This is a genomic window from Acinetobacter sp. Ag2, assembly GCF_001005515.1.
Lineage (GTDB): Bacteria > Pseudomonadota > Gammaproteobacteria > Pseudomonadales > Moraxellaceae > Acinetobacter > Acinetobacter bereziniae.
On the sequence record NZ_LBNA01000032.1, the window covers coordinates 45,244 to 59,078 of the forward strand.

Consider the following 13,835-nt stretch of genomic DNA (forward strand, 5'->3'; position numbering starts at 1 on the left):
TTTATATATAAAACATTTTTTTCATTAAAAAACTTACAAAAATGTGATTTTTTATTAATGCATTGATAATTAACAAAATATAAAAATTGACAATTAAAATGATCAAAGCTTATGCTATTCATTATGTTTTAAATGCTAAATTAAGTTTTATATATAAAACAAATTAAGGATGCAAAAATGAGTTGGATCTCAGTTTGTCAGCAAGATGACATTACCGAAGATGAGCCTAAAGCCATTGATGTCGACGGTAAAAAAATTGGTGTGTTTTTCATCGATGATCAATATTTTGCAATCGAAAATGTTTGTCCGCATGCCTTCGCTTTATTAACAGAAGGTTTTATTGAAGATCAGACTGTGGAATGTCCATTGCATGAGGCGATTTTTGATATACCCACTGGTGAGTTAAAAAGTGGTCCGGGATGTCGTGATTTATGTACTTATCCCGTGCGGATTGAAGGGCAGGATGTCCAAATTCAACTATAAGTTTCATTAAGAAGGATGGAATCTCATGAATACATTTAATGAGAAGCTCGCGAATTGGATTCATGCCACGCCAGCAACTGAAGCAGGAATAAACAATATTCAAATCCCGGGGCAACCTGAATTATTGGTGTGGCAAACCCGTTATAAAGCGCCCACGGTCTATGAACAGGATTTTGTTCAATACTTAATTCAAGCTTTTTCATCAGGGATCACTGAGCTAGATGAGCTTGTTCAATCTTTAAATCAGCAAGGTTTTCGCTGTGAATCTGGTGAAGCATGGACGTCTGAAACATTCTCAGACGAAATGCAACGTTTAGGTTATTGATTCAAGGAAGAAAAGAGATGAATGCAGCAGTATCCGTAACACCAAGTGTGGAAGAGTATTTAGATTTAGGTCTACGTGATCAATGGCATCCTGTTTTAGCCAGTTGGGAAGTTGCAGCTAATCCTGTTGGAATTACACGCTTGGGCGAAAACATTGTGGTGTGGCGTGATGATCAGGGCCAAGTACATGCCTTAGAGGATCGCTGTCCACATCGTGGCGCTCGCCTCTCTTTGGGCTGGAATTTGGGCAATCGTGTGGCTTGTTGGTATCACGGTGTCGAAGTCCGCCATGATGGTGTTGTTGAAGATGTACCCGCAGTGCATGAATGTCCAATGAAAGGCACCAGTTGCGTCAAAAGCTATCCAGTGATTGAACAGCATGGTGCGATTTTTATGTGGTTTGGTATTGATGCCAAAGAACCAGCAAAGCCACTTGAATTTCCAGAACAATTGGCCAGTGTGGCATGGAGTTCATTTCTGTGTCAGGCAGATTGGAAAGTCAATCATCAATATGCCATCGATAACGTGATGGACCCTATGCATGGCAGTTATTTACATTGTACTTCACATTCAATGGCTGAAGGTGACCGCACTGCGGAAATGAAACACCGTTCAACAGAACATGGCTTTGTTTTTGAAAAAGAAGGTCAAGTCGGTGTGAACTTTGATTGGGTTGAATATGCCAATACTGGAGCAAGCTGGTTGCGCTTGTCGATACCTTATCGTAAAGACTTTGGACCCGGCGGAGAGTTTTGGATTGTTGGCTATGCTACGCCAATCGATGCCAATAACACTCGTGTGTTTTTTTGGCGTTGTCGTAAAGTGAGTGGTTGGCAGCGTAATGTTTGGCGTTTCTTATACCGCAACCATTTAGAAAAATTGCATTGGGATGTGCTTGAGCAAGATCGCATTATTTTAGAAAACCTTGCACCACACGCTCGTCAGCAGGAATTTCTTTATCAACATGATGTTGGACTATCTCGTCTGCGTCGTTTAATGAAAAAAGAAGCGGAAAAGCAATTAAAGAAAATTGCCAATTTAAAAAGTGCAAATCGTATTGAGTTGCAGGAAGAAGCGCATGGTTAACATGGCATTGCTGCAAGGTAAAAAAGTCCTTGTCACAGGCGCAGCCAGAGGTTTGGGGCGAGACTTTGCCCAAGCTATTGCGGAAGCAGGTGCCCAAGTGGTTATGGCAGATATTTTGACAGACCTGCTTGCTGAAGAGGCGAAGGCATTAAAAGCCAAAGGGCTTGATGTGGATGCTGTCACGATTGACTTGGCAGATAACATTTCAATTCAACAAGCTGTTGAACAAGCTGTTGCCCGATTATCTGGACTCGATGGTTTGGTTAATTGTGCTGCACTTGCAACCAATGTTGGTGGGAAGGACATGATGGATTATGACATGGAGCTTTGGGATCGAGTCATGAACATCAATGTTAAAGGCACTTGGTTGGTAACTAAGGCTTGTGTGCCATATCTCAAACATTCAGCCACTGGCAAAGTGATCCATGTTGCTTCAGACACCGCTTTATGGGGTGCGCCAAATTTGATGGCTTATGTGGCGAGCAAAGGCGCATTAATTGCGATGACCCGTTCTATGGCAAGGGAACTCGGGCAGTTCAATATCTGTGTCAATACCTTGTCTCCAGGTCTAACCTTGGTTGAGGCCACAGCATATGTCCCACAACAACGCCACGATTTATATGTCAATGGTCGAGCAATACAACGACAGCAGTTACCACAAGATTTAAATGGAACAGCACTATATTTACTGTCTGATTTGTCCTCATTCGTGACTGGACAAAATATTCCAGTCAATGGTGGCTTTGTCTTTAATTGAAGAGGTATCCGATGATTACAGGGATTGAAATTTTAAAATTTGGTGTAGAAGACAGAGTTGCTTCGAATAAGTTTTTGGCAGACTTTGGTCTCCAAAAAATCGAGTCGGATATCGATGGAACCGATCTTTATCAAACCCAAAATGCGAGCAAGATTTATCTATTTGACTGTGATGATTTACGTTTGCCACAGGCGATTGAAACTGGTTCAACCTTACGAGAAGTGACTTGGGGAGTTGAGAACCCCCAGGATTTATCTGATTTATCGCTGCGTCTAAAAGATGAAGAAGGCTATCAAGAGTCTGCTGATATGCTGCAATGTCTTGATCCAAATGGCATGACCATTCGCTTTCAGCAAAGTTTTACTCATGACTTACCGGCATTAAAAACAGAAGGAATTAACCAATACGGCAGTATCAATCGAGTAAATGCAGCAAGTCCCGTTTATCAAAAAGGACAACCTGTCGCGATTGGTCATGTGGTGTTTTTTACCCCTGACTTGGAAAAAACAGAGTCGTTCTATATCGAAAAGATCGGTTTTTTCTTATCAGATGCCTATCGCAATCGTGGAGCCTTTTTACGTTGTCGCAGCCAAGGTTATCACCATGATTTGTTCTTGCTATCAGTACCGAATAAACCCGCTGGGCTTAATCATGTCGCATTTGTCGTACGTGATATTCATGAAGTGATCGGTGGTGGCTTAAACATGAACCGTTCTGAATGGTCAACTTTTATTGGTCCAGGTCGTCATCCAATTTCTTCGGCTTATTTTTGGTACGTCAACTCACCTTTGGGTGGAGCATTTGAATACTACACCAATGATGATTATTTGACGGAAGAATGGCAGCCACGCGTGGAAGAGCATCGCCTAGAACTGTTCACCGAATGGGCCATTGAAGGTGGTTTGGATGATCAGACCCGTAGACAAGTTAAACCTGTTTAAAACACGTCTGAGTTGAGAGCACAAGCTATGCAAAGAGTGGTGATCGTGGGTGCAGGACAAGCCGCAGGTTGGGCTGTCAGTACACTGCGTCAAAATGGATATTCAGGTGAGATTCATGTGGTTTCAAATGAAGACCGTGTATTTTACGAACGTCCACCCCTGTCAAAACAGGTGTTATCAAGACAAGCAAGCTATGAAAGCCTGCATCTATTTTCTCCTGAACAGGTTCAGGACTTTAATATTCAATGGCATAAACCTGCGCTTGCGACACATGTGGATCGCCAGCAGAAAAATGTGGTTTTAGATAGTGGTGAAATTTTACCTTATGACAAATTATTGATTGCTACAGGAAGTCGAGCTAGGGTTCCTGTCAATTCATGGCAATTTATTCCCAATGTGGTGACTTTACGCAATGTCCAAGATTGTGAACGATTGTCAGGCATTTTAGATCAGACACAAAAATTAGCCGTGATTGGCGGAGGCTGGATTGGCTTAGAGATCGCAGCGACTGCTCGTCAACAAGGTAAAGAAGTACATATCTTTGAATATGGTGATCGCCTTTGCGCACGTAGTGTGAGTCCAAAAGTATCACAATTTCTAAAAAACTTACATGAACAGCAAGGCACTCAGATTCACTTAAACAGCCAAAATCTACATTTGGTTGAAGCAGGGCTAAAGCAAGTCGAAGTGCTAAATCATCCACATGGCAGTGAACTGTTTGATTGCGTCGTGGTGGGTGCTGGTGCAGAGATTGCAAAAGAGCTGGGTGTGAGTGCGGGTTTGGACGTTAAAGATGGCATCGTGGTGAACGGTTTCGGTCAAACCTCAGATCAGGATATTTACGCTGCGGGTGATGTCGCGATCCATCCAAGCTTGGGATATTGCATTCAGTCTTGGGCAAATGCCCAAAATCAAGCGATTGCAGCAGCGAAATCAATGTTGGGCATTGAAACGGAATATACCGATATCCCATGGTTATGGTCAGATCAGTACCACTTCAATATTCAGGTTTTAGGGACTTATCAGCCAGAGAGCCCTCAGCATATTGTATTGCGACAGAGTTCAGCTGAACAGTGCAGTTATTTGTATCTTGATCAACAACATCGTTTATTGAATATGGTCGCAGTCAACGATGCAAAATTGGTCAAATTGGCAAAGCGCTGGATGCAATCTGGAACTGTATTAGACCCAAAATTATTAGCAGACCCTGAATTTAATGTCATGAAATTAAAACCATAGGCATTAAGTACGGTTCATGACTCAATCGAAGGAATGAAATATGAGTAATGAAGAGAAAAATGGATTAAAGCATTGGGTTCCTGCTTTTGTCCTCATGGTGTGTGTCGTTCTGGCATTCTTCGACAAAATTAGTATCGCGGTGTTATTTGCTGACCCTCACTTTCAAGGTGCAATGGGGATTGCTGAAGATAAAGCAAAACTGGGATGGCTCATGACCAGTTTTTTGCTGGCTTATGGATTTTCATCTGTATTTTTAAGTTTTTTGGGCGATATTTTTAATCCCAAGAAAATGTTGTTTTGGAGTGTTGCATCTTGGGGTTTGCTGATGTTCTGTATGGGCTTTACCATCAACTATACAGGCATGTTGATTTTACGTGTTTTGTTGGGTTTGGCAGAAGGTCCATTGTTTGCACTTGCTTATACGATCGTAAAACAAACTTATACAGATCATCAGCAAGCTCGTGCATCGACCATGTTTTTACTGGGTACGCCCATTGGAGCATTCTTAGGTTTCCCAATTACTGCGGCTGTGCTTGCACATCATGATTGGCATACAACATTCTTTGTCATGGCAGGATTAACCGTAATTGCATTACTGGCCATTGTATTTGGGCTGCGTAATTTACAATTGAAGAAAACTATTGAGTTGGAGTCAACCAGTAAACGTATCAACTTTAAAGGACATATTCAAAACACCAAGTCGTTGTTGCAGAACAGTTCATTTTGGTTGGTGTGTATTTTCAATATTGCATTGATGACTTATTTGTGGGGCTTAAACAGTTGGGTACCGTCTTATTTGATTCAAGACAAGGGCTTTAATCTTAAAGAGTTTGGGGTTTATTCCAGCTTCCCATTTATTGCCATGTTACTGGGCGAAGTGATTGGTGCATTTCTTTCCGACAAGCTAGGACGCCGTGCTATCCAAGTCTTTAGTGGCTTACTGGTCGCGGGAATCTTTATGTATGTCATGGTCATTATGACCAATCCAATTTTAGTCATCGCAGCGATGTCTTTAAGTGCCATGGCGTGGGGCTTTGGTGTCGCTGCAGTATTTGCATTACTCGCTCGAGTGACTACAGCGGATGTGGGCGCAACAGCAGGTGGAATTTTCAATGGTCTAGGTAATTTTGCCAGTGCAATCGCACCTGTTTTGATTGGCTACATTGTAATGCAAACCCATAGTTTTAATTTAGGAATTACCTTTTTGGCAGCAGTTGCCGTGATTGGATCATTCTTCTTGCTTCCTTTATTGAAACGTTATTAATCAAAGATATTCAGGAGTTAAAAATGACTACTCAACAATTTGAAACATGGACTCAACCGAGCGGTACAAGTTTAGAAGATTGGTTAAATGCACGAATTGCCCGTTTTGAAACACGCAAATATGATTTTGATGCTTTGAAGTTTCAAGCTGACTATGACCCGAAATATCGTCGCGCGCAAATGCGCTATATGGGAACAGGAGCAACAGGTGTTGCCGATGATAACAATACTGTTCCAGCTGAAAACTTTACGTTTTCTACCATGGTGCTCCCACCGCAGTGTGAAGGTCCTTTGCACATTCATCATGATGTGGAAGAAGTGTTTTTTATGCTACGTGGTGAGATTGATCTGTTCATTGAGCATAACGGTGAGAAATTCCAAACCAAGCTGAAAGAGCGTGATCTAATTTCGATTCCACCTGGGATCTACCGTGGCTTGTTTAATCCAGGTCAGGAAGATGCCTTGATGTGTGTGATGTTAGGTGCGGGTAAACCGACGATTCCAAACTATCCGCCTGAGCATCCATTGTCTCAAATCAAACGTTAATCGTTTGATCGGATACCGATATAAGGAATGAAATGATGACACTGATTGATGTATTAGCCAAATATCCAGTTAAAACGGTAATCGTCAAGGATGCTGTGCAAGCTTACCGCGAGGCGGGACAAGGGCAGTACTTGGTTTTACTACATGGCATTAGCTCAGGTTCAGCATCTTGGATCAATCAGCTTGATGTACTCAGTCGTTATTTTCATGTGATTGCTTGGGATGCGCCAGGTTATGGTCAATCAGCGGGTTTAAATACGTCTCAACCGAATGCAACAGATTATGCACAACGTTTATTTGGCTTGTTGGACGCTTTAAATATTTCTAAGGCAATTTTGATTGGTCACTCCCTTGGCGCTTTACAGGCCAGTGCTTTTGTTCATCTTTATCCTGAGCGGGTGAGTGCCTTGATTCTGGCTAATCCAGCGCAAGGCTATCAACGTTCGAGTGAAGATGTGAAAACTCAAGTTTATCAAAAACGTCCGAATATGTTGAAAACATTGGGTAATGCAGGTATGGCGGCATGTCGTGGACCGTATTTGATTTATAAACAAGATGATCAGGCTTTAGCTTTGGTGAATGAAGTGATGAGCCATCTCAGTTTAGATGGTTTCACTCGAGCCTCTTATTTGCTGGCTTATGATGAAATCAGAAATTATTTAACAGCAATAAATGTTCCTTGTGCAGTGATTGCCGGTGATAAAGATGAAATAACCCCTGCAAAAGCAATTAAAGAACTCAACCTAGAGATGCAATTGGGCAGTTACCATCTCATTACAGATGCAGGTCATCTGAGTTATGTCGATCAACCTGAACAGTTCAACAATATTGTTTTATCAGTCAATTAAGATTTAAACGAGAGATATGGATATGAGCTTCCACATTAAAGGAAAAGTAGCAGTTGTCACAGGTGGCTCGTCAGGGATTGGTTTGGCTGCAGTCGAAATTTTAGTTGCTGAAGGCGCCAAAGTGGCATGGTGTGGTCGAGACCAACAACGTTTGACAGCTTCGCAAAACTCTATTTTAGAAAAATACCCAGATGCTGAAGTTTTTACCAAAATCTGTAATGTTCTAGACAAAAATGATGTTCAACAATTTGCTCAACAGGTCAATCAGCAACTCGGCAATGTTGATATGTTGATCAATAATGCGGGTCAAGGGCGTGTTTCAAATTTTGAGAATACTCAAGATGAAGATTGGATGAAAGAAATTGAATTGAAATATTTCAGTGTATTACATCCAGTTCGCGCATTTTTAAATGATTTAAAACAGTCGCAATGTGGTTCGATTACCAATGTTAACTCCTTATTGGCGTTACAACCAGAACCTCACATGATTGCAACCTCATCAGCACGTGCAGCTTTATTAAATCTAACACATTCTTTAGCTCATGAATTCAGTCAATACGGCATTCGTGTCAATTCGATTCTGTTGGGCATGGTGGAATCTGCGCAATGGAAACGCCGTTTCGAAAACCGTTCGGATGCAAACGCAACGTGGGAACAATGGATAGGCGATATTGCAAAAAACCGAGGTATTCCCATGCAGCGCTTAGGTAAGCCAGAAGAACCTGCACATGCTTTGGTATTTCTGGCATCACCGTTGGCGTCTTATACCACAGGTGCGGCTTTGGATGTATCAGGTGGTTTTAACAAACATTTATAAGGTGTTTCCATGAAACAGTTGATGATGATTGGTTTTGGCGCAATGGCCGCAGAAGTGTATGCCCATCTACCTCAAGAATTACAGCTCAAGTGGATTGTTGTACCTGTACGGAGCGTTGAAAAAGTTCAGGCACTTGTTTCAAACAATGTACAGGTGATCAGTTCAGTTGATCAGTGTCATGGCACACCAGATTATGTGATCGAAGTGGCAGGGCAAGCAGCAGTGAAAGAGCATGCACAAAAAGTACTTGAAAAAGGTTGGACCATTGGTCTGATTTCGGTGGGAACTTTGGCAGATAACGAGTTTTTGACTCTACTCAAACTTACGGCTGAGCAGCATCATGCACATCTGCATTTACTAGCAGGCGCAATTGCAGGAATTGATGGAATTTCAGCAGCCAAAGAAGGGGGGCTGGAAAAGGTCACCTATAAGGGCTGTAAGAGTCCAAACAGTTGGCGTGGTAGCTATGCAGAACAGTTGGTTGACCTTGAACATGTAAATCAAGCAACTGTATTTTTCAAAGGTACAGCCAGAGAGGCAGCGTTGAAGTTTCCAGCCAATGCCAATGTTGCAGCTACGATTGCTCTTGCAGGCTTAGGAATGGATCAAACCATGGTTGAGTTAAGTGTTGATCCGCATATCAACAAGAACAAACACACCATTGTAGCGGAAGGCATGTTTGGTGAAATGACCATTGAGTTGGTGGGTGTGCCGTTGGCAAGTAATCCAAAAACTTCAACATTGGCTGCATTGAGTGTGATTCGTGCATGTCGTAACAGCGTTGAAGCAATTCAGATATAAAAGGATTTGATCATGGTAAAGCAAATTTATATCGCAGGTGAATGGCGATTAGGCAAAGGCAATATTATCGAGAGTGTGTTTCCAGCTGATCAATCTGTGAATGCAGAAATTTCGACTGCAAGTTTGGATGATGTTGATGAAGCAATCAAAAAAGCAGATTTAGCATGGCGACAACCAAGTTGGCGCAACAGTATGCCGCATGAACGTGCACGAATTTTATATAAAGTGGCTGAGATCATTGAAGCACGTGTCGAAGAACTAGCCCAATTACAAACCCGTGACAATGGTAAACCTTTAACTGAAACGCGTGCTTTGGTCATGAGTGCAGCTGCAACAGCACGTTATGTGGCGGCGGCTTGTGAAACGTTAAATGATGAATTAACAACACAACGTGCAGCAGATTTCATGACCATGAGTGTGCATGAACCTGTGGGTGTTGTTGCAGCGATCACACCGTGGAATTCGCCGATCGCCAGTGAGGTGCAAAAACTTGCCCCTGCAATAGCGGCTGGAAATGCAGTCATTCTTAAACCCGCAGAGGCAACCTCTTTAATCGCTTTGGAACTTGCCAAAATCTTTGAACAAGCTGGCTTACCCAAAGGCTTATTAAGCGTTTTGGTGGGGCGTGGTTCTGTGATTGGTGATGCAATCGTAAAACATCCATTGGTACGTAAAATTTCATTTACTGGGGGGACAACAACGGGTCGTCATTTGGCACATCTTGCTGCGGAGAAATTAATCACCACTTCTTTAGAACTTGGTGGCAAATCACCGACCATTGTATTGCCAGATGCAGATATTGAATTGGCTGCTAAGGGGGTGGCTTACGGTATTTTTAGTTCGGCAGGACAGGCGTGTATTGCAGGTTCACGGTTATTTGTTCATCGCAGTATCTATGATCAGTTTCTCAATCGCTTGATTGAAATTACCAAAGCTTTACGTGTAGGGCATCCTGAGACTGCAGATGTGCATCTCGGTTCTTTAATTAATCAAAAGCATTTGGCATCTGTGGATGCATATGTCCAATTGGCCAAGCAAGAAGGTGGTCAAGTCGTAGTAGGTGGTCAAGCGTTGACGGATGGTGAGTTGGCAAAAGGCAGTTATTACTTACCGACCATTATTACGGGTTTGGATAATGCTGCACAAACCTGTCAGGAAGAGATTTTTGGTCCCGTGTTAGTCGTCATCAAGTACGACGATGAGGCTGATTTGATTACCCAAGCCAATGCAAGTTGTTTTGGATTGGCCGCAGGTATTTGGACTGAAAATTATCGTAAAGCGTGGCAAATTGCTCGTGCTTTAGAGGTGGGGACAGTTTGGATCAATACTTATAAAAAATTCTCGATTTCGGCACCGTTTGGCGGATTTAAAGACAGTGGTATAGGTCGTGAAAAAGGTCGTTTAGGCATTTTGTCTTATATGCAACAAAAAAGTATTTATATGGGATTAAGCGAACAGCCAAATCCTTGGTGTGATTGATCTATTCATGGAATGAAAAAAATTTTGAGGAACAAATAATGACAGAACGTGTAAATGTAGGTGAAGCAATCGCTCGGGTTTTAGAAGCGCACCAAGTTGAGAGTATTTATGGTGTTATCTCGATTCACAACTTACCCATCGCTGATGCGGTTGGGCGCCGTGAAAAAATTCGTTTTGTCGCTGCTCGTGGCGAAGCCGGTGCGGTGACAATGGCAGATGGGCACGCTCGCTTTAAAGGTTTAGGGGTTGCCTTAACCAGTACAGGCGCAGGCGCAGGAAATGCAGTAGGATCATTGATCGAAGCAATAAATGCAGGTAGTCCAGTTTTACATCTTACTGGGCAAGTGGAACGTGAATATCTTGATCGTGATGCCAGTTTTATTCATGAAACCAAAGATCAGCTGACTTTTTTACGAGCATCCAGTAAAGCCGCATTCCGCATTACCAGTCCAGAGAATGCTGTAGGGGTGGTCCGTGAAGCAATTCGTGTCGCAACAACTGTACCCATGGGTCCTGTCAGCGTTGAACTGCCTATAGATGTACAAGCGGCTGAAATCGATTTACCACTCAACTTAGGTCCAGTAAAAGCACTGGAATTACCACAGGCTGAGCAAGTTGAAGTTGATTTGATTGTTCAGGAAATTAAACAAGCCAAACGTCCGATATTTTGGATTGGTGGTGGGACATTGAAAAGTGTGGAAGAAGTTAAAGCCATTGCTGATTTGGGAATACCTATTGTGTCGTCTACCCATGCACGTGGTGTATTGGCAGATGATCATCCTCGTAGTTTGGGAGCATTTCATAATTCAGCAGCAGTTGAACAACTGTTAAAAGACGCTGATTTATTGGTTGTGGTCGGTTCGCGTTTACGCAGTAATGAAACGAAAACTTATTCAGTACAGTTTCCAAACAATATTATCCAAATCGATGCTAATCCAGTCGCACAACAGCGTAATTACACTGTACGTCACTTTGTCTGTGCTGATGCTAAACATGTGTTGCAAGGCGTAGTGGCTGGCTTAGCAGATGTATCAAAAGTAGATGCAGAATACGATAAAGCCATTGTTCAGGCAAAACAGGCAGCAATTGATGCTTTACGTACTCAGTTAGATCAATATGCCTTAATTTGTGATCACTTACGTGCCGCATTACCTCAAGATGGTATTTTTGTTCGAGATATCACCATGTCGGGCAGTACTTGGGGTAGTCGTTTATTTCCAGTACAAGCACCGAATCTCAATATTCACTCTTTAGCTGGTGCTATTGGTCTCGGTCTAGCAACTGCGATAGGCGCTTCAATTGCCAATCCAGACAAAAAAGTGATTGGTCTAGTTGGTGATGGTGGCTTGATGTTGGGTATCGGTGAGATTGCCACCATGGCACAAGAAAATACCAATATGGTGCTGATGATCATGAATGATGGTGGTTATGGCGTGATGCGTGGTATCCAAAATAATTACTTTAGTGGGCGCCAATATTTTAATGAATTACATACCCCTGACTATCAAGCTTTAGGAGAAGCAATGGGAGTCAAAAGCTGGAAAGTCGGCAGTGCTGATGAATTTAACACAGTCATTCAGCAAGCCGTTGATTTTCAAGGTCCAAGTGTCATTGAACTAGATATGAAATCGATTGGACCACTGAACTTTGCAGGACCACCACAAAAGAAATTGTATTAATTTTTAGATGAACATCTGAAAAAGCTATCGCAAGAGATTCAGATGTTCATTGATTTCACAAGGAGGATTATTTTTTTTGCATAAAAATTAATAAAAACTATGTTTTACAGGTAAAACAAGAAAGCCAACAGGATCGTTGGTAAAAAATTGAAGGAATCAGCTATGAAAAATGCATCTATAGTTATGTTATCTGCCGTATTATCTTTAGGCTATACGTCTCACACTTTTGCCCAAAACACAGCGCTTGAGTGGAAAAACCAAGATCAAAGTGAGACCTTAAAGCTAGATGGTGTGATACGTTTTAATCATCGTTATGAAAGTTGGGACGGTCCCAATGTTGGTTTTGGTAAGCTCTATTTCGATATTTTTAAAATTACACTCACGGGTAAATTTGATGATGCTTATCTCAATGCATCTTATATCTTTCAAGATCAAGAGAAACGATCGATTGAGAAAGCTTATGTGGGGTATAACTTTGATGAAAATAAGAGTTTAGAGGCAGGTTTTGTCTATAAACCTTTTACCATTTATCCTTATACTCAAAATGGTTGGCTCAATCATATCCCTTTCTTTTTAGGTTATGGCAATAACAGTGCGCCAGGGATGAATTGGAATTTTCATAACACAGATTGGGATATTAAATTGGGATATTATCCTGAAATGTTGGCAACTAATTTGCGTTATTCACCAGAGAGTGCCACATATGATGATCTCGCCGATAATGCTTTCCCTACACAAAAAAATTATCAAAATGAAAAGCGTCATCAATTTAATACGCGTATTGTTCGCAAGCTAAAAACAGCATTTGGTCAGCAAGAGTTTGGCGTTTCAGGTGCATTCGCGCAATTGCACAATAAATTGACGGATAAAAATGGTCAGTATTATGCGTTGGGTGTGCATACTGATAACAAATACAAACGCTTTAATTTACAAAGTTCAGTGATTCATTATCAATATGATGCTGAAAATCCTGATGGTGTGAATAATGATATGACTTTGATGGGAGGAAATGGTTTAACTCCCGCTTATTTCATTGCTTCAGAAGGAACCGTTGCAAGTTTAAACCTTGCCTATGTTTTGCCCATTCAAAATTTTGGACAATTAAAAGCAATCCGCTTCTATAACGACTATAGTTATTTTGATAAAAAGCGGAGTGATTGGGCTTCATCACAGATGAATACTACGGGAATGATGTTTATTGCTTCACCATTTTTGGTTTGGACGGATTACTTATGGGGTAAAAATGCCAATGTTGTTGGTGGCGCAGGTAATGCAACTGGCTGGACTTCTGCCTCATCAGATAAAAGCGATCAATGGAGTTATCGGATCAATTTAAATATTGGTTATAGCTTTTAAATAAGGAGTGAATTTAAACATAAAGTGCGAAAGATTTAAAAGTCTGATGATAATCAAATAATTGAGTTTATTATTTTTATTAGACTTGTTGCGAAAGTAGGTTTTTTAGTCATTTAGGTTTTATTTAATACCTTATAAATCAAAGATCATATCTGCTTAAATTTTGACTAGTGCAAGAGGTCTATTATTTAAAATTTAAGTGGCTGTACTAGATTA

The 13,835-nt window shown here is 41.4% G+C and carries 14 protein-coding genes; all 14 read left to right on the forward strand.

What is annotated here, in order from left to right:
• Nucleotides 1-177: 177 nt before the first annotated feature.
• Nucleotides 178-483 (forward strand): non-heme iron oxygenase ferredoxin subunit, encoded by a 306-nt coding sequence (locus tag AAV97_RS03795; RefSeq protein WP_005029766.1) that lies wholly within the window; start codon nt 178-180, stop codon nt 481-483.
• Nucleotides 484-508: 25 nt separating this feature from the next.
• Nucleotides 509-808 (forward strand): recombinase-like helix-turn-helix domain-containing protein, encoded by a 300-nt coding sequence (locus AAV97_RS03800; RefSeq protein ID WP_009587234.1) that lies wholly within the window; start codon nt 509-511, stop codon nt 806-808.
• A gap of 17 nt (nt 809-825) precedes the next feature.
• Nucleotides 826-1,893, forward strand: coding sequence for an aromatic ring-hydroxylating oxygenase subunit alpha (locus AAV97_RS03805; protein ID WP_046759860.1), 1,068 nt, complete (start codon nt 826-828; stop codon nt 1,891-1,893).
• A complete protein-coding gene (locus tag AAV97_RS03810; RefSeq protein WP_046759861.1) occupies nt 1,886-2,650 on the forward strand; it encodes an SDR family oxidoreductase in 765 nt (254 codons plus the stop codon). Before AAV97_RS03805 ends, AAV97_RS03810 begins: the two co-directional genes overlap by 8 nt.
• 11 nt (nt 2,651-2,661) lie before the next feature.
• A complete protein-coding gene (locus tag AAV97_RS03815) occupies nt 2,662-3,591 on the forward strand; it encodes a VOC family protein (protein ID WP_046759862.1) in 930 nt (309 codons plus the stop codon).
• Between the two features lie 27 nt (nt 3,592-3,618).
• Nucleotides 3,619-4,830 (forward strand): NAD(P)/FAD-dependent oxidoreductase, encoded by a 1,212-nt coding sequence (locus tag AAV97_RS03820; protein WP_046759863.1) that lies wholly within the window; start codon nt 3,619-3,621, stop codon nt 4,828-4,830.
• A gap of 40 nt (nt 4,831-4,870) precedes the next feature.
• Nucleotides 4,871-6,094 carry an MFS transporter gene (locus AAV97_RS03825; protein WP_046759864.1) on the forward strand — a complete coding sequence of 408 codons (1,224 nt, stop codon included), beginning with the start codon at nt 4,871-4,873 and terminating at the stop codon, nt 6,092-6,094.
• 23 nt (nt 6,095-6,117) lie between these two features.
• Nucleotides 6,118-6,639: a cupin domain-containing protein gene (locus AAV97_RS03830; RefSeq protein ID WP_009587221.1), complete on the forward strand. Its 522-nt coding sequence runs from the start codon at nt 6,118-6,120 to the stop codon at nt 6,637-6,639.
• 32 nt (nt 6,640-6,671) lie between these two features.
• Nucleotides 6,672-7,487, forward strand: coding sequence for an alpha/beta fold hydrolase (locus AAV97_RS03835; protein WP_046759865.1), 816 nt, complete (start codon nt 6,672-6,674; stop codon nt 7,485-7,487).
• Nucleotides 7,488-7,509: 22 nt separating this feature from the next.
• On the forward strand, nt 7,510-8,304 hold the full coding sequence (locus AAV97_RS03840) for an SDR family oxidoreductase (protein ID WP_046759866.1): 795 nt from the start codon (nt 7,510-7,512) through the stop codon (nt 8,302-8,304).
• Nucleotides 8,305-8,313: 9 nt separating this feature from the next.
• Nucleotides 8,314-9,105, forward strand: coding sequence for an aspartate dehydrogenase (locus tag AAV97_RS03845; RefSeq protein ID WP_005029744.1), 792 nt, complete (start codon nt 8,314-8,316; stop codon nt 9,103-9,105).
• Between the two features lie 12 nt (nt 9,106-9,117).
• Nucleotides 9,118-10,584, forward strand: a complete 1,467-nt coding sequence (locus tag AAV97_RS03850) for an aldehyde dehydrogenase (RefSeq protein ID WP_046759867.1) — start codon at nt 9,118-9,120, stop codon at nt 10,582-10,584.
• 38 nt (nt 10,585-10,622) lie between these two features.
• Nucleotides 10,623-12,263 (forward strand): thiamine pyrophosphate-binding protein, encoded by a 1,641-nt coding sequence (locus tag AAV97_RS03855; RefSeq protein WP_046759868.1) that lies wholly within the window; start codon nt 10,623-10,625, stop codon nt 12,261-12,263.
• Nucleotides 12,264-12,425: 162 nt separating this feature from the next.
• Nucleotides 12,426-13,619, forward strand: a complete 1,194-nt coding sequence (locus AAV97_RS03860) for a hypothetical protein (protein WP_046759869.1) — start codon at nt 12,426-12,428, stop codon at nt 13,617-13,619.
• The last annotated feature ends 216 nt before the right edge of the window (nt 13,620-13,835 follow it).